Origin of the sequence: Streptomyces sp. NPDC102270, assembly GCF_044766405.1 — a bacterium.
Lineage (GTDB): Bacteria > Actinomycetota > Actinomycetes > Streptomycetales > Streptomycetaceae > Streptomyces.
Genome location: NZ_JBIWLX010000011.1, coordinates 295,948 through 314,759, shown reverse-complemented (window position 1 = coordinate 314,759; position 18,812 = coordinate 295,948). Strand labels below are relative to the sequence as shown.

Here is an 18,812-nt window from a genome sequence, read left to right as displayed (position 1 = left end):
TCTTCTTCCTCACAGGTGGACGGGGTGGGTGAACGCGCCGGCGACCGTGCGCAGCCGGGTCTCCTCCCGGAGGCCGTGGAGCGTGAGCAGCCGGGCGACGCTGCCGTGTTCGGCTTCGATCCCGGCGATCAGTGAGCGCATGGTCGCCGCCGGCGTGGAGGTCCGCAGCCGCAGCTGCGCGAGGGTGTCCTCGCGGGTCCAGCCCGGGCGGGCGTCACCGCTGCGCAGGGCGCGGTAGGCGCGGGCGGTCAGGGCGTAGTCCCGGGCGACGTCCGCCGTCCGCACCCCTAGCGCCCGCAGGACCAAGGCGCTGACGACGCCGGTGCGGTCCTTGCCCATCGCGCAGCAGATGTAGACGGGGACCTCCGCCCCGTCGGCGAGCAGGTCCACGATCTCCGCTGCGACCGGCGCCGCCCTGGCCAGCATGTCGCGGTAGTTCGCGAGGTAGTCGCTGGGCAGGGGCCGCACGTTGCCCCGGATGCGGCTCATGTCGCCGGCCACGGGCCGGGGCAGCACCCTCGCGCCGGTGCACTCGGGCCCCCGGTACTGCCGGCGTTCGTCCTCCAGGCGCAGGTCGACGATGGTCCGGATGCCCAGGCCGCCGAGCGCCGGCGCCGTATCCGGTGACGGCGCCGGCCCCCGGACGAGGAGTCCCCGCCGCAGGTACCCCCCGCCGGGACCGCGCAGCCCGCCCAGGTCGCGCACGTTGGGCAGGCCCGGGACCATGATCCTCCGGGTGTTCATGCCACCCCTTCGCGGTACCGGTCGCTCAGGGCGGCGACGACCTGACGGACGACGGCCTCGTTCGCGACCGCGATACGGACGGCGGCCGGCAGCCCCGGCGCACCCGACAGGTCTCGTACGACGATCCCCCGCTCCAGGAGGTGCCGGCTCGCGGCCTCGGCGGCAGCCGGGCCGGGGACGTCCCAGGTCACGAAGTTCCCGCCGCTCGGCCGGGGGTGCCAGCCGGGCACCGCGCGCTCGACCTCGGCCGCGAACCGCTCCCGCAGCCGCCGGACATCGGCCCAGATCCCGGTGAAGACGGCCTGCTCCTCCAACGACCGCCGCAACAGCGCGATCGCCAGAGCGGAGACCGAGCCCTCCGGGTCCAGGTCGAACAGGTGGCGGGCGGTCGCCGGGTGCGCGACCGTCACCGCGATCCGGGCGCCCGACAGGCCGTAGCACTTGGAGAACGTGTTGACGCGGACGACGTGCCGCAGACCGGCGAGCCCACGTACCAGCTCCTCGCCGCCCTCGGTGAACGCCAGGTAGGCGGTGTCCACGACCAGGAGACTGCCGTGCTCCGCCACGGCGTCCGCCAGCTCGGCCAGCTCCTGTGCCCCGTGCACCTGCCCGGTGAAGCTGTGCGGGGTGGTGACGACGACGAATGCCGGCGCTCCCGCCCGCAGCCGCCGCGCCAGGTCACGGAGGTCGAACAGCCCCGTCCCCGGGTCCGGGGCGACCGGGTCGAGGACACAGCCCGAGATCGCCGCGAACTTCGCCCAGCCGTCGAAGTTCGGCTGGTGCAGGACGATCCGCGACACCTCAGGGAACGCCCGGGTCAGCAGGTTCAGCCCGGGATCGCTGCCCGCGGTGAGGACGAGGGAGTCGACGTCGACGCCGAACCGGTCGGCCAGCATCCCGTAGACCGGCCCCAGGACGGGGTAGGTCAGCACGTCGTCCGGGTCGAACTCGGCCAGCGTGGCCCGGTGCACCGCCGCCGCCCGGCTGTCGAGCAGCCCGCAGTTCTTGAGGTTGATCTCGTCGGGGACCCGGACACGCCGGTTGCGGAACCGGCCGGCGCTCTCCCGCAGGAAGGGGGAGCCCGTCCCTTCCCGCCCCGTCACGAGCGTCTCGTCCCTCATACCGGGCGCAGGGCCGGGCCGGCGGCGCGGGCGGGGATGTTCTCGAACACCTGCGTGACGTCCGGCTGGCCGCCGAAGACGATGTCGTAGCCGCGGGCCAGCTCGTCGTCGGTCAGCGCGTGGGTGCCCGGCACGAACAACTGCCGGTTGAACGCGGCCATCTCGTGGTCGAGGAGGTCGGGGCCCGCGAGCTCCCAGGGGGCGTACACGGTCGGCCGGGCCCGGCCGCCGCGCTCCTGGACGGCCTCGATGGTCCGCTCGGCACCCTCGATCGTGGTGCCGGGCAGCCCGACGATGACGAAGCAGTTCAGCTCGATGCCCGATTCCTTGCACCAGGCCGAGAGCCGGTCGAGATCCATCGCGGTCTTCTGCTTCGGCCGGGGCAGCAACGCGCCTTCCTCTGGGTCGAGCGTCTCCAGACCGACGCTGATCCGGACGCAGCCGGCCGCCCCCATCGACCGGATCATCCCCTCGCTGAGGTGGTGGATCGTCGTCGCGCACTTCCACGGGTACGGGGACCCCCGGCCGGTCAGCTCCCGGCAGAGCTCCTCCATCCACTTCTTGTCCAGCGTGAAGGTCGGTGCGTAGAACGCCACGTACTCGAACGGCGCCGCGGCGAACGACTCATCGATGTACTGGAGCGTCCGCTCGACCGTGAGCCGCCGTTCCTTCCGCGTGTAGATCAGCGGCACCTCGCAGTAGGAGCAGCCGACCGGGCACCCGCGAGCCGCCGGTACGACCAGTTCGCGGCGGCGCGGGATGCCGCAGAACTTGTTCGCGTCGTCGAAGTAGAGGGCGTCGTAGTGCGCGTACGGGATCTCGTCGGGCGTCGGCAGGTACCAGTCCTCCGCCGGGAGCAGATCACCGCGGCGCTTCGGGGCGGCCCAGGAGCCGTCGCGTCGCAGGTGCACCCCCGCCGCGTCGGCCGCACGACCGCGGAAGGTCTCGATCGCGGCGCCGACGCCGGTCTCGAAGTCGCCGTTCTCCACGATCGCGTCGATGTCGAAGCGCTCGAAGAAACGGGGGTTGACCCCGGACAGGCGGCCGAACGTGACGATCGGGGCGTCCGGGTCCAGCGCCCGCGCGTAGGAGACGAACCGGCGGAATCCGTCGATGCCGTCGAACTCGTTCATCACGGCGATCACGTCGTACCGCTCCTGGAAGAGCCTGCTGCCGAGGTCCTTCCACGTCAGCCGCTCGACGCTGGCGTCGATCGCGGTGACCTGGGCACCCGGGTAGGCGGCGCGCAGGTGACCGGCGACCTGGTAGAGCGCGAGGTGGTGCCCCGCGTTGAAGTAGCTGAGCACCTGCGGGGGCCAGATCACGAGGATCTTCCCGGGTTCGTCCACGATCTTTCCCATGGGGGGTCCTTTCGGTACCGGCACGGTGGGCGCCGGGCGCCGGACGGTCAGTTCTGCGGCCGGTACGCGGAGCCGGCGAGCCCGGTGGTCAGCCAGTACTCGATCTGGACCGTGATCCGCTCGGTCCCCTCCGGGTGCTCGATCTTCGAGACCGCGTGCCACGACTTGTCGGTGGGCGGGAAGGCAAGCAGCTGGCCGCCGACCGGGCTGATCTCCTCCGTCGGGCCCGCCTTGGGGGACGCGAAGATCTGGAACTGCCCGCCCGCCTCGATGGGCCAGTCACGGTTCAGGTAGAGGATCACGGTGATCGCCTTGGTCGGCTTGTCCTTGTGCACCGACAGGTAGTCGCCGTTGCGGTGGGTGTAGAGGCCGATGCTGCGCTGCAGGCCGGCCAGTTCGATCCCGGTCGACTTCTCCAGCCAGGCGGTGAACTCGGTGCCGCGCAGGTCCTCCACGAGGTCGCGCCAGATCGCGGGCAGCCGAGGGAAGACCGGGGCTTCCTCTTCGAGGACGACGAGGTCCACGAGGTTCATCCGGTACTGCTTCTCGTGCTTCGGGTCCTCGACCGCGATCTTCGCGACGTCGGCGGTCGGCATGGTGGCGAGCAACTCCTTCAGTTGCCCGTCGTCGAGCAGGTCACGGCCGCGGAAGAGCTGGAACGGCTGGGTACGTTCCTCCAGCGCCGAGTCGAACGTCAGCACCACGGTGCCTCCTTGGGGTCGATGCGGGGGTCCCCGGACGGCCGGGACCCGACCTGGTCACAGCCTGTCCGCGGACCCCTGCCGACCCCTTGTCGGTTCGCTGCCCGGCCGTTGCCGGGGATCGGCAAGGTCTTCGCAAACCGGCACGCCATCGCACGGCAAGCGGGACGGTGACACTGGCGGGGCAGCCCTGATACCCGAACCGCCGGTGCACACGCCGGCCGCTGAGAGGTGCGAGTCTTGATCAACCTGGACGTCCGGCTCGAAACGTGGGACCGCCCCTTCCGGCACTTCCGCGGCGCCGGTCTGCTCTCCGCGCGCGACCTGGCCGACCTCGGCGCCACCGCGCCGGACGCGGGCCTGTTCCAGCGGATCGACACCTCGACGGGTGACGTACGGCGCCGCTACCGCTCGTCCGTCCTGCCGTTCTCCGACAACAAGACCGGCCTCACCCCCGATGACATCCCCCTGGCGGCGCCGTGGCGCGAACTGGTCACCGACCTGCTGTCCGAGGAGTTCGCCGACTGGCTCCGCCGCGAGACCGGGGTGGACACCATCGGGCTCCACCGCCGGGCCGAGATGTACCGCCACGTCGACGGCGACTTCGAGGACCTCAACACCGGCAAACAGCACAAGAGACTCGCCTTCGAACTGCACACCAACGAGCACTGGCCGGCCGACGGCGGCGGAGAACAGGAGTACTGGTCCGGCCCGGACAGGTCGGCCGGCCCCGCCTCGACGATGGCCCCGACGGGAGGCACCGCCTGGTTCTACTCGGCGTCGCCCTCGTCCTGGCACCAGATGGCGCCGGTCACCGCGGGGCGGGGCCTGGTGCGGCAGTCGGTCACCATGAGCTTCTTCGAGTAGCCGACGAACCCCGGCCGTACACCGACAGCCGAACACCGACGGAAGCCGCCGCCCGAGCTGTCTCGGACGGCGGCTTCCGTCGGTGGAGCCCCTCGCTCCTCCCGGTCACTCCTCGTCGATCCGGAGGGCCGACGACGGGCACAGGTGGACCGCCTGACGGACGGCCGGCCCGTCCGCCCCGGCCGGATCCACCGTCAGCGGCGCGACCAGCCCCTCCTCGTCCTGGTCGAAGACGGCGGGCGCCGCCAGGACGCACTGGGCGGCGCCGACGCACCGCTCCCTGTCCGCGGTGATGTGCACGGGCGTGCCCCTCTCCTCAGCCGTTCACCGGCACCCGGTAGATGCCGTAGATCCCGGCGTCGTCCTTGTACGGCAGCTCCTCGGCCGGCACGGCCAGCGACAGGCCCGGCACCCGGCGCAGCAGCGTCTCGAACACGACCTCCAGTTCCACCCGGGCCAGGTTCTGCCCGAGGCACTGGTGGACCCCGTACCCGAAGGCGACGTGGTGGCGCGCGCCGCGCTCGAAGTCGAGCCGGTCGGGGTGCTCGAAGACCTCTTCGTCCCAGTCGGCGGCGAGCCCGGACACGACGATGCCCTCGTCCTTGCGGATCGTGACGCCGCCGATCTCGATGTCCTCGGTGGCGACCCGGGCGGGCGCGTTCTCCACGACGCTGAAGTAGCGAAGCATCTCCTCGATCGCCGGGGACAGCAGCGCGGGGTCGGCTGCGATCCGCGCCTTGTGCTCCGGGTTCTCCAGCAGCGCGACCACGCCCAGCGAGATCATGTTCGCGGTGGTCTGGTGCCCGGCGATCAGCAGCATGACGGCGGTGCCGACGATCTCGTCGTGCGTCATCACCGGCGTCTGCCGGTTGCGCGCGATGAGCCGGCCGATCAGGTCGTCGGTGGGCTCGCCCCGCTCCTTCTCGGTGACGAGGTCCTCCAGGAAGTCGTTGAGCGCGTCGGAGGCCGCGGCGCGCTCCCGTATCGAGACGGACCGGCTGACCAGCATGCCCGCCCACTCGTGGAAGTCGCGGCGCTGCTCGTGGGGCACGCCCAGCAGCTCGCAGATCACCAGCGACGGCACCGCCTGCGACACGTGCTCGACGAGGTCGGCCGGCTGTGGCGCGGCCAGCATCTCGTCGATGCTCCGGTCGACGATCTCCTGGACACGCGGGCGCAGCGCGGCGATCCGGCGCAGCGAGAACTCGCCGGTCAGGATCTTGCGGTGGGCCCCGTGCTCGGCCCCGTCCAGGTGGATCATGGACCGCCGGGTGCTGAGCCGGCGGACGCGCTCGGTTGCCGCGCGCTGCTCGGCGGTCAGCCGTCCCGGGAACGCCGGGTGCAGGCGGTCGGCGCTGACCCGCGGGTCGGCGAGCAGCTTGCGGGCCAGCTCGTGCTTGGTGACCAGCCAGGCCACCTGGCCGTCGGGCATCCGGACCCGGCTGACCGGCTCCCGCCCGCGCAGCTCCCGGTACTCGGCGGGCGGGTGCATGGGGCACGCGCGGGCCATCGGGAACGACGGAATGTCGTGGTCGAGCGTCTCGGTCATGGGATGGGTTTCCGTTCCTCTCGGGCCTGCCGGTCCGCTGCCGCCGCGCGGAGGGCGACCCGGTCGATCTTGCCGACGCCGATCATCGGGAGGGCGTCCACCACCCTTAATTCCTCGGGCAGTTTGTACGTGGCGACTCCGTGCTCGGTAAGGAAGCGGCGCAGGCCGAGCAGCGTCGGCCGCTTCTCCGGATCGCAGGGGACGGCGAAGACGCAGACCGTCTGCCCCCACACCGGGTGCGGCATCGCGACCGCCGCGACCGCCCGCAGCAAGGGGTGCTCGGCGAGCAGCGATTCGATCTCCCCGGCGGAGATCTTCTCCCCGCCGCGGTTGATGACGTCGCCGGTCCGGCCCTCCACCACCAGCCCGCCCGACGGGTGGAGGCGTGCCAGGTCGCCGGTGCGGTAGAAGCCGTCGTCGGTGAAGGCGCGCGCGTCGGCCTCCGGGGCCGCGTAGTACCCGGCGACCGTGTACGGGCCCCTGGTCAGCAGCTCTCCCGTCGCGCCGGGTGCCACCACGGTGCCGTCCTCGTTCACGATGCGGATCTCGTCGCCGGGTGAGGCCGGCCGCCCCTGGGTGTGGGCGATGACGTCACCGGGGTCGTCCAGCGCGGTGTAGGTCAGCAGCCCTTCGCTCATGCCGTAGCACTGCTGCACCGTGCAGCCGAGCAGCTTGTGCGCCTCGGCCGCCGGGGCGGGCTCCAGACGGGCGCCGCCGGCCTGGAGCACGCGCAGCGACGTCGGCCCGCGGCCCCGCTGCCCGACCTCGCTGAGCCACTGGGTGACCAGCGCGGGCACCAGCGTCGTGTGCGTCACCCCCTCCTGGTCGATGAGGTCGAGCGCCGCCCCGGGATCTCCCGGCGAGCCCAGGACCACCCGGCCGCCGAAGGCCAGGACGCCGAACATGCCGGGGCAGTTGAGGACGAACCCGTGCGCCCCCGACATGACGGCGAGGTACACCGTGTCCGGCGACAGCCCGGCCCACCGGGCGGCCGTCCGGATCATGTAGCCGTAGCCCTCGTGGGCGCGCGCGATCGCCTTCGGTGGGCCGGTGGTCCCGCTGGACAGCAGGAAGACGGCGGGTTCGTCGGCCAGCGGCGGCCCCAGATCGGGCAGGGGCCTCGCCCCGGGATCGGGACGGCACAGCTCGACCAGGTCCTCGGTGCCTTCGGGAACGGCGTCCGACGTGCGGTCGGCGACCAGGATGCGCCGGATACTCGGGCAGCTCTCCCGCAGTTCCCTCGCCAGCGCGACATGGTCGAAGCGCTGCCAGCGGCCCGGTACGGCCACGGCCGTGGGCCGGGTGGCCGCCACGACCGCCAGCAGCTCGCGGCGGCGCAGCGTGGGCACCGCCATCACCGGGTGGGCGCCCAGCCGCATCAGCGCCAGCGGCAGGACGATGAGCTCCAGGTCGTTCGGGAGCTGGACCAGGACCCGGTCCCCGCGCGCGATCCCGAGCCCTGCCAGCCGGGCGGCGGCGCCGGCGACCGCGTCCGCCAGCTCGCGCCGGGTCAGCCGGCCGCCGGGACCGCGGACGGCCTCCTTCTCGGGATCCTCGTCCATGTGCCGCAGCACCAGCCGGTCGACCCGCTCGGGACGCCACCACCCGCGGTCGCGGTACTCCCGCGCGCGATCCGGCGGAATCCTCGGGAGGCCGGGATCCTCGGGACGGAATGAACTCACGTCCTGTCACCTTCCTTTCTCGCGGCCACGTCAGAGAGCCGACTGCGGGGCGAGCCGTGAGATGTCGTACGCGGTGGAGTCCTCCACGGCCAGGTCGGCGCAGATCCGGCCGAACAGCGGGACGAACTTGAAGGCCCAGCCCGCCCCGTAGACGACGAGCTTCTCCCCGTGCGTCATCAGGTCCCGCGCGGTGCCGAGGAAGAACTGCCGTTCGGGGTCAGTGGGCAGTACGGCCAGGCAGGTCGAGGTCCGCACCGGGTCGGGGTCGACCGTGGGCAGGTGGTTCCTCAGCCAGCCCGAGAGCCGGTCCATCTGGCGCCGGTCGGCGACGCCGGTGGCCGCCGACGGGTGGTCGAGCGGGTCCACCTCGAAGATCGGCCCGCAGCGCACGAACTCCCCGGGCGCCCACGGGTTGTGGCCGAACCCGTAGAACAGGTTGGTGTCCTCCCGCGTCGGCTGCTGGAAGGCGAACCAGAACGGCGCCTCGTCCACCGGCTGGGCCTGCCGGTAGGCCGCGATGGCCATCTCGTACACCGAGTACGCGAGGCGCGCGCCCAGCGGTTCCAGCAGGTCGTTGGTGTAGGGGCCGCAGGCCAGCACCACCTTGCCGGCCCGGTAGGTGCCCCGGTCGGTGGTGACACTCACCCCGTCCGTGTCCGGCACGAGTTCCGTCACCGTCTCACCGGCGCGCAGGGTGCTGCCGGCCGCCTGGGCGAGGGTGAAGAGCGCCGCCAGCGTCCCCCTGACGTCGATCGTCCCGCCGTCGGGCTGGAGGAACCCCTCGTAGTCCCGGGGCAGGCCGCGGAACCCGAACCGCCGCTCGATGTCGGTGGCTTTGAGCCACTCGTAGCGCACCGAGAGCTTGTCCATCATCGCGGCGGTCCCCGAGATCTGGCCCTCGTTGGTGACCACGTCGGTGTCCCCGAACCAGAGGCTGCCGATCTCGTGGATGAGGCGGCGCTCGCAGCGGCTCTCCAGCGTGCGCCACAGCGGAAGGGTCTCCAGCGTCAGGCGGAACAGGTCCTCCTCGGTGTACTGGAGCCGCCAGTGCCGCTCGGCGCCGCTGGTGCCCCCGCTCTCGTTGAAGAACGTGTGCCGCTCCAGGACCAGCACCCGGTGGCCGCGCTCGGCGACCTGCCAGGCGGTGGCCAGGCCCACGGGCCCGCCTCCCACGACCACCACGTCATAGGACTCCGTCATGCCCGGGCCTCCTCGTAACTCGACGTGCCGCCCTTGCCGGTGTCCCGCCGTCCGGTGAGCGCGGACTTCAGGGCCAGCACCAAGTGCTCGACCTGGCCGTCGGTCATCGACGGGTAGCAGGGCAGGTTGACCTGCTCGTGGAACCAGAGCCGCTCGGTGACCGGACACTCGCCGAGCCGGTGGCCCCGGCCCCGCCACTCGGGGCGCAGGTGCAGGGGGAAATAGCGCACCTGCACCTGGACCCCGGCGTCTTCGAGGGCGTGGATCACCTCGTCGCGGCTCACCCCTTGCCCCGGCCGGACGAAGAAGGTGAACAGGTGGTAGGGGTGGTGGATGTCCTCGGGCACGTCGGCCAGCCGCACCTGCGGGAACTCCGCCAGCGTCTGGGCCAGGCGCCCGGCGATCCACCGCCGCCGCCCGGCCAGCTCCCCGAGACGCTCCAGCTGGACGAGACCCACGGCCGCCCCGGCCTCGCTCAGCGTGGCGTTGCTCCCGGGGTGCCGGATACGCGGGCACTCCTTCTCGTACGAGTCCCCCGCCCACATCATCCAGGGCTCCGAACGGTCGTACGGCCCGGCCAGCAGCGGTGACGGCACGAGGACCCCGTCGGCGGCGTTGGACCGGATGCGGTCGACGCGCTCGGCCCACTCGGGGTCGTCGAAGGTGAGCATGCCGCCCTCGCCGAGCGTCGTGATGTTCTTGCTGGAGTGGAAGCTGAAGCACCCGATGTCGCCGAGCACGCCCGGCCGCCGGCCGCGGTAGAGGGCGCCCAGCGCGTGTGCGCAGTCCTCGATCACCCGGACGCCGTGCCGGCGGGCCACCCGCATGATCTCGTCCATGCGGGCCGGCCGGCCGCCGTAGTGGACCAGGATCAGGGCCCGGGTCCGCGGGGTGATCAGCGACTCGAACGAGTCGACGTCCACGTTCAGGGTGTCCGGCTCCACGTCGCAGAAGCGGACCGTCACGTCGTGCGCCAGCAAGGGGTCGGCGGTGGCCTTGAAGGTCTGCGGGGTCACGATCACCTCGTCACCGGGGACGAGGTCCAGCAGGTGTACGGCGAGCGCGACGGCGACGGTTCCGCTGGTGACGGTCATCGCGTACCGGCTGCCGACGTGCTCGCGCATCGCCTGCTCGAACGCGTCCCGCCACCGCCCTTGCGAGAGGCTCTCGCCGGAGCGGACGAGCTCGCCGAGCGCGGCCAGCTCGGCCTCCCCGAGGATGCTTCCCACAGCGGGGGCCGGCACGAAGTACCGGGAGTTCTCGTTCACGGTCAGCATGAGCCGGTCCCACGCCCCGCCGGGCTTCCCCCGTCCCGGGCGGCGCGCAGGGCCAGCGCCACCTCCACGATCAGGTCCTCCTGGCCCGCGACCACCTGACGCCTGCCGAGTTCGAAGAAGACGTCGCGCGGGTCGACCCCTTCCCGCGCTGCGATGTCGAGCACCGGTTTCTTGAACCCGGAGAACACGCCGGCCAGCCCGCTGACGATGGAGACGGAGTCGATGGTGGGCGGCGCCGGCATCAGCTCCCGCCCGGCGATGTCCGCGGCGTCCAGGAGCCGGTACAGGTCGATGCCCGTCCGGAACCCCAGCCGTTCCAGCACCGGCACCAGGACCTCCAGCTGGGTGTTGCCGGCGCCGGCGCCGAAGCCCCGGGCACACGCGTCGAGGATGCCGGCCCCTGCCTGAGCCGCCGCGATCGAGTTCGCCACGGCCATGCCGAGGTTGTTGTGCCCGTGGAACATCACCGGCACGTCGACGGCGGCGCAGATGGCCCCGATGCGGGCCGTGACGTCCGAGGGCAGGAAGTGCCCCGAGGAGTCGAGGATGCCCACGCCGGTGGCGCCGTACCCGACCAGGCGCGCGCACTCCTCGGCGAGCTGGTCGGGGCTCGCCATGTGCGTCATCAGGAGGATGCCGTGCGCCTCCACGCCCTCGTCGCGCAGGAAGCCGAGGTGCCGCTCGGCGACGCTGGCCTCGGTGCAGTGCGTCGCGATGCGCACCAGGTCGACCTCGTACGCGAGGGCGTTCTTGATGTCCTGGGTGGTGGCCCAGCCCGGGAACATGAGGACCCCGAGCTTGCTGGTCGTCAGGGTCTCCCGGGCGATCGACATCATCTCGTCGTCGCTCAGCCGGGCCCGGCCGACCTGGAGGGACGAGGCGGCCAGCCCGTTGCCGTGGCCGACCTCGACGACCGGGACTGCCGCGGCGTCCGCGGCCTTCAGATAGGAGCGGAACTGCTCCGCGCCGAGGCTGTGCCGTACGGCGTGCTGGCCGTCGCGCAGCGTCGGGTCGTGGATCTGGACCGGCCTGCCCGCTTCCTGGCTCATGCCGTCTCCCTGCCTGCCCGTGCGAGCCGGTCCGCCGCGTAACACTCGGCGGCCTGGATCGCGGCGGAATTGATGATGTCGAGATTCCCGGCGTAGTGCGGCAGCCGGTCGCCGGACGCGGTGACCTCCACGGAGACGAAGGCCGTGGAGTCGTTGACGGTGCACACGCTGACGCCGAATCCCTTGACGTACGTACGGATCTCGTCAGCCGCTCTCGTCACCAGCGCGCGCACCGAGTCGGTGGTGAGGTCCCGGCCCCGCAGGTACATGGCGACCCTGAAGGTGGCCGCGGGCCGGGCGGGACTGATGTTGACGAGCGCCTTCACGTCCTCGACGCCGGTGAACCAGCGGATCGCGTCCTGCGTGGTCTGCACGTACTCGTCGAGGTTCAGGCGCGAGGCGCGGCCCACGCTCAGGGTGGCGGCCGTGGTCACGACCTCGACGCAGTCGATCTCGTGCACTCTCGCGATCGCGTGCAGGATCGGTACGCACGCCTGCCCGCCGCAGGTCACCATGCTGATGTCGCGGTGGGAGCCGATGTCCTTCCGGTTGACGGTCGGGACGATCATCTGCCCGACTCTGCTGGGCGTCAGGTCGACGATCATCGCCCCGGACGCCGCGAGCTTCTCCGCGTGCTCGGCGTGGAACGACGCGTTGGTGGCGTCGAACACCACGTCGAAGTCCTCCTCGGCGTCGACGAGGGACTGGATGCCCCCGGTCGCCACCGGCAGTCCGCGCCGGGCCGCCCGCCGCAGCTCGGCGGCGTCGTGCCGCCCCGCGACGAGCCGCAGGTCGAGACAGTCTGAGCGCATGATCTTGGTCGCCAGGTCCATACCGATGAGTCCGGCGCCGAGGACCGATACGGACAGCCGTCCAGTTGCTTGCATGTACGGTCGCCTTTCCCTCAAGGTGCGGCGTGATCCGCCCTGGGACCGCCCGCGGAGGCCGGCCGCGGTGGTCCCTACGCGGCCCAGCCTGGAACCGGGGCCTTGCCGACGGCTCGCCGTCGCGCTGACCGGTCGCCGCCGCGGGCGGGGCAAGCGAGGCGGCGAGGTCCTTGCAGGGACGCATGGACATGCTGTGCGGGCACCACCCCGGGGGGCTTCCCCCGCTACAACGCCAGTCCGTACGCCGCACCTTTAGCATCCGAAGGGGACTGCGAGCCGTGGTCAACCCGATTCATGACGACAACGGTGTCTCTCTGGTCCTGGTGAACAGCGAGAACCGGCACGCTCTGTGGGCCGGCGGCCTCGACGTACCGCCGGGCTGGCGCGTCGCGCACCGGGCGGCGAGCCGCCAGGAGTGCCTGGAGTACATCGGCGCCCACTGGCCGGACATCCGGCCCGCGAGACTCCCGGACGCCGGGAAGGACGCGGGCGCCTGCCTGCACGACCTGTTCGCCGCCCAGGCCGCGCGCACCCCCGAGGCGCCGGCCCTGATCTGGCGGGACCAGGAACTGACGTACCGTCAACTCGACGACTCTTCCAGCAGGTTGGCCGCACACCTGCGGCAGCGCGGCGTAGGGCCCGGCGCGTTCGTGGGCCTGTGCGTCGAGCGGTCGCCGCAGATGATCACGGCCCTGCTCGGAGTCCTGAAGACCGGCGCCGCCTACGTGCCCCTCGACCCCGAGTACCCGGTCGAGCGGCTGCGGTACGTCCTGTCCGACACGGGCGCACGCCTGCTCCTGACCCAGGAGCCGCTTCGCCATCTCTTCCCGGACTACGACGGCGAGATCGTCTGCCTCGACCAGCACCGGCAGGACATCGACGCCCTGCCCACCGCGCCCGCGCCGGACAGCCCCGTCCCCGTTCCTGCGGACGCCGCCTACGTCATCCACACCTCCGGCTCCACGGGCCGCCCCAAGGGCGTCCTGGTGACGCACCGCTCCCTGGCGAACCACAGCTCCGCCGTGAACCGGCACTTCGCGTTCGCCCCCGGCGACCGCGTCCTGCAGTGCAGGCCGCTGAGCTTCGACGCCGCCGCCGAGGAAATCTTCCCGCCGCTCCTGCACGGCGCGGCCCTCGTCCTCGGCAGCGACCCCCTGCGCCAGACGTTCCGGGCCCTGACCCAGCAAGTCATCGACACCGGCACGACCTTCCTGAGCGTGCCCACGGCCTTCTGGCACAGCTGGGTCGCGGAGGAGGACTGTCTGCTGCGGCTGGCCACCGAGTCCGCGCTGCGCACAATGATCGTGGCCGGCGAGAAGGCGGCCCGCCAGGCGCTGCTGACCTGGAAGAAACGGGTCGGCGAGGACATCCGCTGGCTCAACGTCTACGGCCCCACCGAGGGCACCATCACCACGACGGTCCACGAGCCGGGCGCCGCCTGGGAGGCCGGCGAGCACGGCTCCGTCCCGATCGGCCGCCCCATCGACAACGTCCGCACGTACGTCCTCGACGACGCCCTGCGGCCGGTCCCGGCGGGAACGCCGGGCGAGCTGTTCATCGGCGGGGCGGGAGTGGCCGTCGGCTACCTCAACGCGCCGCAGACCACCGCCGAGCGGTTCCTGCCCGACCCCTTCTCCGGCGTGCCCGGCAGCCGGCTCTACCGCACCGGGGACCTGGTGCGCGCGGACGCCGACGGCCTACTGGAGTTCCTCGGCCGCCGGGACCACCAGGTGAAACTGCGCGGCTACCGCATCGAACTCGGCGAGATCGAGACCGTGCTCGCCGAGCACCAGGACGTCCGGTCGTGCGTCGCCCAGGTGACCGGCGACGGCCCCGACAGCACCCTCGTGTGCTTCGTGACCGCCGACGAGCGGACCGCACTGCAGGCCGCCGAACTGATCGCCCACCTGCGGAGCCGGCTGCCCTGGTACATGATCCCGACGGCCATCCGCGTCCTGGACGCCTTCCCCATGACCCCCAACGGGAAGATCGACCGGACCGCCCTGCTCGCCCTCGAACCCGACGACAACGGCGAGGCCGACCACATCGCGCCGCGCACCCCCGTGGAAGCGGCCCTGGCGGACATCTGGGACGACATCCTCGGCCGCCGCGGCATCAGCGTCGACGCCGACTTCTTCCAGGTGGGCGGACACTCCCTGCTCGCCGCGAGCCTCATCGCCCGCATCCGCGCCCGGTTCGACATCGCCATGACGGCCCGCGTGCTGTTCGAGTCCCCGACCATCGCCGGGCTCGCCGAAGCCGTCACCCGGGCGACCGGCGACGGCGCGGCGGACCGCGCCGGGCGGAGCTGACCGGCGGTGGCACCGCGACAGATCGCCGCCGCGCGGCCCGACAGCCCCTGGCTGCGCACCTTCGGGCCGCCGGAGTCTTCGGCCCCGGCCCGGCTCGTGTGCTTCCCGCACGCCGGGGGCGCGGCCAGCTACTTCCGGAACTGGGGCGGCCGGGACCTCGCCGGGGCCGAGGTGTGGGCCGTCCAGTACCCGGGCCGCGAGAACCGGATCCGGGAGGAGTTCCCGCCCGACCTGCACACCCTCGCCGACCAGCTCACCGAGGAGCTGCGCGGACTCCTCGACCGCCCCGCCGTCTTCTTCGGGCACAGCATGGGCGCCGTCGTCGGCTACGAGGTCCTGCGCCGCCTCACGTCCGGCGGCCGGGGGGGCGCCGTACGCCACCTCGTGGTCTCGGGGTGCGGCGCCCCCCACCGGGTGCGCCCCTTCGCCGGACAGGAAGGCGCCCACCTCCTGGACGACGACCGGCTCGTGGCCCTCCTCAAGGAGCTGGGCTCCGGCAACGCGGGCCTGCTGGACGACCCGGACATGCGCTCGGCCTTCCTGCCGGCGGTCCGCGACGACTACCGCATCGTCCAGTCCTACGTCCCGCGCGCCGGCGGCCAGCCCCTGCGGACCGACGTCACCGCGTTCGTGGGCCGCCAGGACGAGGCGGTCGGCCTCGGTGACGCGGGCGCCTGGGCCGGCGCGACCCGGGGCCGCTTCACGCTCCGCACCTTCCCCGGAGGCCACTTCTACCTGGGAGAACACCCGGACGACGTCCTGCACGCCCTGCGCGAGGTCCTCCGTCCCGCCACCACGATCGACACCGGGAGAGCTGATGAACGTTGACCTGTCCGATCCGCTCCTGTATCGGGACTCCGACCCCGGACCGGTCTGGTCGCGGTTGCGCGCCGAACACCCCGTCTACCGCAACGAGCGGGCCAACGGGGAGCACTTCTGGGCGGTGATGACCCACGGCCTGTGCACGGACATGCTGACCGACCCCGGCGTGTTCAGCTCCCAGAACGGGATGCGCCTCGACTCCGACCCGCAGGTCCTCGCCGCCGCGGCCGGCAAGATGCTCAACATCACCGACCCGCCCCGGCACGACAAGATCCGCAAGGTCGTCAGCTCGGCGTTCACCCCGCGCATGGTGAGCCGGCTGGAGGCCACCATGCGCAAGACGGCCGCCAAGGCCATCGACGATGCGCTGGCCGCAGGAGAGTGCGAGTTCACGCGCGTCGCCCAGAAACTGCCGGTCTCGGTCATCTGCGACATGCTCGGCGTCGCGCCCGCCGACTGGGACTTCATGGTCGAGCGCACCCGCTTCGCCTGGAGCTCCACCGCCCTCGACGAGGCCGAGGAGGCGCGCAAGATCCAGGCCCACACCGAGATCCTGCTCCACTTCCAGGACCTCGCCGCGCAGCGCAGGCGGGAGCCGAAGGACGACCTCATGAGCGCCCTGGTGTGCGGCGAGATCGACGGCGCCCCGCTGACCGACCAGGAGATCCTCTACAACTGCGACGCCCTGGTCTCCGGCGGCAACGAGACGACCCGGCACGCCACTGTCGGCGGACTGCTCGCCCTCATCGACAACCCGGACCAGTGGCACCGCCTGCGCGACGAGCCCGCCCTCATGCCCTCTGCGATCCAGGAGATCGTGCGCTACACCTCGCCCGTCATGCACGCGCTGCGCACCGCGACCGAGGACGTCGAGTTCGGCGGCGAACTGATCAGCGCCGGGGACCACGTCGTCGCGTGGCTGCCCTCGGCCAACCGCGACGAGAAGGTCTTCGACGACCCCGACCGCTTCGACATCGAGCGCGAACCCAACCGCCATCTGAGCTTCATCCAGGGCAACCACTACTGCATCGGCTCCTCACTCGCCAAGCTCGAACTCACGGTGATGTTCGAGGAACTCCTGGCGCGGGTCGAGGTCGCCGAACTCGCCGGCCAGGTCCGCCGTCTGCGCTCGAACCTGCTGTGGGGGTTCGACTCGCTTCCCGTGAAATTCGTTCCGAGGGCCTGAGGAGAGCTGCCCCATGACCGCGCCGACCGCCCCCTCGATCGACAAGTACCCCGGCACCAACGTCCGTGTGCTGCCCCAGACCGACCAACTGCGCGCCCTGCACACCGCGATCCGCGACCGGGACGCTCCTCGCGAGGACTTCGTCCGCTACGCGCGCCGGATCATCCGCCTGCTGATCGAGGCGGGCATGGACCTGCTGCCCTTCGAACCGCACGAGATCCGCACCCCGACCGGCGCCGCCTACCAGGGGCTGCGCTTCGCCACCGGGCTGTGCGGGGTCACCGTGGTGCGCGCCGGGGAGAGCATGGAGGGCGAACTGCGGGACGTCTGCCCGGGGATCAGGATCGGGAAGATCCTCATCCAGCGGGACGAGACGACCAAAGAGGCCCGCCTCTACTACACCGCCCTCCCCGCCGACATCGCCCGGCGGCACGTCCTGCTGCTCGACCCGGTCATGGCGACCGGCGGGACCGCGCTGGCGGCGCTGCGGGTGCTGACGGACCTCGGCGTGCCCGAGGAGAACATCGTCTTCGTCAACTTCATCACCGTCCCCGAGGGCATCAGCGCCGTCAGCGAGCAGTACCCGCGGGTGCGGATCGTGACCTCCGCCATCGAGGAGCGGCTGACCGAGGACGCGTGGATGCTGCCCGGCATCGGGGACTTCGGGGACCGCTACTTCGGCACGGACGCCTGACGCGTACGCGGCCGGCTTCCCCGACCGGCCTGGAAGACCGTGACACGACGACTGATCGAAGGATGCACATGAAGGCCGAACAGGGGCCGTTTCTCCTGCTGAACACCAAGGAGATCGTCTCGCGCCTGCACGAGTGGTTCCCCGACGCCGCGCGGGAGCTGGTCGTGGTGACCACGAGAGCGGACATCCCCTCCGCCGACATCGCCGCGTACGCACAGCGCTTCCTCCACCTGGAGGTGGTGCCCAATCTCTGGGAGCTGCCGGACGACGAACTCCTGGACCTCGCCCGGCGGTTCGGCGTACGCCGGATCCTGTCGCTCGGCGAGCGCGAGGTGCTGCGCGCGGCGCGCATGCGGGCCGAACTCGGCCTGCCCGGCCAGAGCCTCGCCTCGGCCACGGCGTACCGGGACAAGCACGTCATGAAGTCGACCCTGGCGGCGGCGGGCATCGACGTCGCCCCCATGCGCAAGTTCCGGTCCAAGGACGAACTCGCCGAGTTCACGTGGAAGGTCGGCTTCCCGATCGTCGTCAAGGAACTCGACTCCGGCGCGTCGAACGGCACCGTGGTCCTGATGGACGAAGAGGACCTGCGCGCCCTCCCGGAGCGTGCCACCGGAACCCCCCGGCTGGCCGAAGCCTGGGTCGAGGGCGACTTCTACCACGTCAACGGCCTCATGAAGGACGGCGAGGTGGTGCTGGCGGTGCCCTCCCGCAACCTGTACTCCGACTGGTTCTCGGTCGCCTACGACGCCCCGACCATGACGGGGATGATGCCCGACGAGCACCCCCTGTCCGAGCGGCTGCGCAGCACCGCGCGGCAGGTCGTGGCCGCACTGCCCGCCGTACCCGACCTGTGCGCCTTCCACCTCGAACTGTTCCACACCGCGGACGACCGCGTGGTCGTCTGCGAGATCGCCTGCCGGGCGGGCGCGGCCCTCGTCACCGACGTCCACGAAGCCGTGCTGGGTATGAACTTCTACGGCGCGAGCCTGCTCGGCCAGGCCGGACGTGGTGATCATGTCGAGATCCGCCCGACCGGCGAACGACTCGGCTTCGTCTGGTTCCCACCGGCGAAGGGAGTCCTGCGTGCGCTGCCCGACACGTGCCCGCTGCCGGGGACGGTGAGCTACCGGCCCTGCGGCGACGTCGGACGCCTCTACGGCAGCTCCCCCGGACTCGGCCGGCCCGTCGCCGAGATGGTCTTCCGGCTCACCGAGCCGGACACCGGGGCGGAGCTGCGGCGGATCGAGGAGTGGTGGGACGACAACGTCGTCTGGGAGCACCGGACCAACGCGGTGCCCGAGCGCTGGAAGACGCCCCGAAGGAAGCCGGCCGACGCGTAGCGGCCCGGCGATCGGAC

17 protein-coding genes are annotated in these 18,812 nt (G+C 71.9%); 6 read left to right on the top strand and 11 right to left on the bottom strand.

Annotated features, from left to right (window positions below; all coding sequences use genetic code 11):
- Positions 1-9: 9 nt before the first annotated feature.
- The 4 genes from ACIRP7_RS24770 to ACIRP7_RS24755 are packed head-to-tail and all read right to left on the bottom strand — an operon-like array spanning position 10 to position 3,930.
- Positions 10-744, bottom strand: coding sequence for a tyrosine-protein phosphatase (locus tag ACIRP7_RS24770; protein WP_403663415.1), 735 nt, complete (start codon positions 742-744; stop codon positions 10-12).
- Positions 741-1,865, bottom strand: coding sequence for an aminotransferase class I/II-fold pyridoxal phosphate-dependent enzyme (locus ACIRP7_RS24765; RefSeq protein WP_403663412.1), 1,125 nt, complete (start codon positions 1,863-1,865; stop codon positions 741-743). The genes ACIRP7_RS24770 and ACIRP7_RS24765 overlap by 4 nt, the downstream gene beginning before the upstream one ends.
- Positions 1,862-3,226: a B12-binding domain-containing radical SAM protein gene (locus tag ACIRP7_RS24760; protein ID WP_403663409.1), complete on the bottom strand. Its 1,365-nt coding sequence runs from the start codon at positions 3,224-3,226 to the stop codon at positions 1,862-1,864. Before ACIRP7_RS24760 ends, ACIRP7_RS24765 begins: the two co-directional genes overlap by 4 nt.
- A 47-nt stretch (positions 3,227-3,273) precedes the next feature.
- Complete coding sequence (locus tag ACIRP7_RS24755; RefSeq protein ID WP_328642193.1) at positions 3,274-3,930, bottom strand: 2OG-Fe(II) oxygenase; 657 nt, start codon at positions 3,928-3,930, stop codon at positions 3,274-3,276.
- A 237-nt stretch (positions 3,931-4,167) separates the two neighbouring features.
- Here ACIRP7_RS24755 and ACIRP7_RS24750 point away from each other — a divergent pair, with 237 nt between their 5' ends.
- Positions 4,168-4,794: a 2OG-Fe(II) oxygenase gene (locus tag ACIRP7_RS24750; RefSeq protein WP_403663406.1), complete on the top strand. Its 627-nt coding sequence runs from the start codon at positions 4,168-4,170 to the stop codon at positions 4,792-4,794.
- 105 nt (positions 4,795-4,899) lie between these two features.
- Here ACIRP7_RS24750 and ACIRP7_RS24745 read toward each other — a convergent pair whose 3' ends face one another.
- Genes ACIRP7_RS24745 through ACIRP7_RS24715 form a run of 7 tightly spaced genes read right to left on the bottom strand, consistent with a single transcriptional unit; the run spans position 4,900 to position 12,438 of the window.
- Entirely contained in the window at positions 4,900-5,094 is a 195-nt protein-coding gene (locus tag ACIRP7_RS24745) for a ferredoxin (protein WP_030313923.1), read from the bottom strand.
- A gap of 16 nt (positions 5,095-5,110) precedes the next feature.
- Positions 5,111-6,343: a cytochrome P450 gene (locus tag ACIRP7_RS24740; RefSeq protein ID WP_403663402.1), complete on the bottom strand. Its 1,233-nt coding sequence runs from the start codon at positions 6,341-6,343 to the stop codon at positions 5,111-5,113.
- A complete protein-coding gene (locus tag ACIRP7_RS24735) occupies positions 6,340-8,025 on the bottom strand; it encodes an AMP-binding protein (RefSeq protein ID WP_403663399.1) in 1,686 nt (561 codons plus the stop codon). Before ACIRP7_RS24735 ends, ACIRP7_RS24740 begins: the two co-directional genes overlap by 4 nt.
- 30 nt (positions 8,026-8,055) lie before the next feature.
- Positions 8,056-9,225, bottom strand: a complete 1,170-nt coding sequence (locus ACIRP7_RS24730; protein WP_403663396.1) for an FAD-dependent oxidoreductase — start codon at positions 9,223-9,225, stop codon at positions 8,056-8,058.
- Entirely contained in the window at positions 9,222-10,502 is a 1,281-nt protein-coding gene (locus ACIRP7_RS24725) for a DegT/DnrJ/EryC1/StrS family aminotransferase (RefSeq protein ID WP_403663393.1), read from the bottom strand. The genes ACIRP7_RS24730 and ACIRP7_RS24725 overlap by 4 nt, the downstream gene beginning before the upstream one ends.
- On the bottom strand, positions 10,496-11,551 hold the full coding sequence (gene dmpG, locus ACIRP7_RS24720; RefSeq protein WP_403663390.1) for a 4-hydroxy-2-oxovalerate aldolase: 1,056 nt from the start codon (positions 11,549-11,551) through the stop codon (positions 10,496-10,498). Before dmpG ends, ACIRP7_RS24725 begins: the two co-directional genes overlap by 7 nt.
- On the bottom strand, positions 11,548-12,438 hold the full coding sequence (locus ACIRP7_RS24715) for an acetaldehyde dehydrogenase (acetylating) (protein ID WP_403663387.1): 891 nt from the start codon (positions 12,436-12,438) through the stop codon (positions 11,548-11,550). Before ACIRP7_RS24715 ends, dmpG begins: the two co-directional genes overlap by 4 nt.
- A gap of 278 nt (positions 12,439-12,716) precedes the next feature.
- Between ACIRP7_RS24715 and ACIRP7_RS24710 the strand changes: the two genes are divergently transcribed.
- The 5 genes from ACIRP7_RS24710 to ACIRP7_RS24690 all read left to right on the top strand — a co-directional run bounded on the left by ACIRP7_RS24710 (position 12,717) and on the right by ACIRP7_RS24690 (position 18,795).
- A complete protein-coding gene (locus tag ACIRP7_RS24710; RefSeq protein ID WP_403663384.1) occupies positions 12,717-14,750 on the top strand; it encodes an amino acid adenylation domain-containing protein in 2,034 nt (677 codons plus the stop codon).
- A 6-nt stretch (positions 14,751-14,756) separates the two neighbouring features.
- Positions 14,757-15,578 carry a thioesterase II family protein gene (locus tag ACIRP7_RS24705; protein WP_403663382.1) on the top strand — a complete coding sequence of 274 codons (822 nt, stop codon included), beginning with the start codon at positions 14,757-14,759 and terminating at the stop codon, positions 15,576-15,578.
- Positions 15,568-16,758 (top strand): cytochrome P450, encoded by a 1,191-nt coding sequence (locus ACIRP7_RS24700; RefSeq protein ID WP_403663379.1) that lies wholly within the window; start codon positions 15,568-15,570, stop codon positions 16,756-16,758. Before ACIRP7_RS24705 ends, ACIRP7_RS24700 begins: the two co-directional genes overlap by 11 nt.
- Before the next feature lie 13 nt (positions 16,759-16,771).
- Positions 16,772-17,452: a uracil phosphoribosyltransferase gene (gene upp, locus ACIRP7_RS24695; protein ID WP_403663376.1), complete on the top strand. Its 681-nt coding sequence runs from the start codon at positions 16,772-16,774 to the stop codon at positions 17,450-17,452.
- Positions 17,453-17,520: 68 nt separating this feature from the next.
- The gene (locus ACIRP7_RS24690) at positions 17,521-18,795 is read left to right on the top strand and encodes an ATP-grasp domain-containing protein (RefSeq protein WP_403663374.1); all 1,275 of its coding nucleotides are present in this window, start codon (positions 17,521-17,523) and stop codon (positions 18,793-18,795) included.
- The last annotated feature ends 17 nt before the right edge of the window (positions 18,796-18,812 follow it).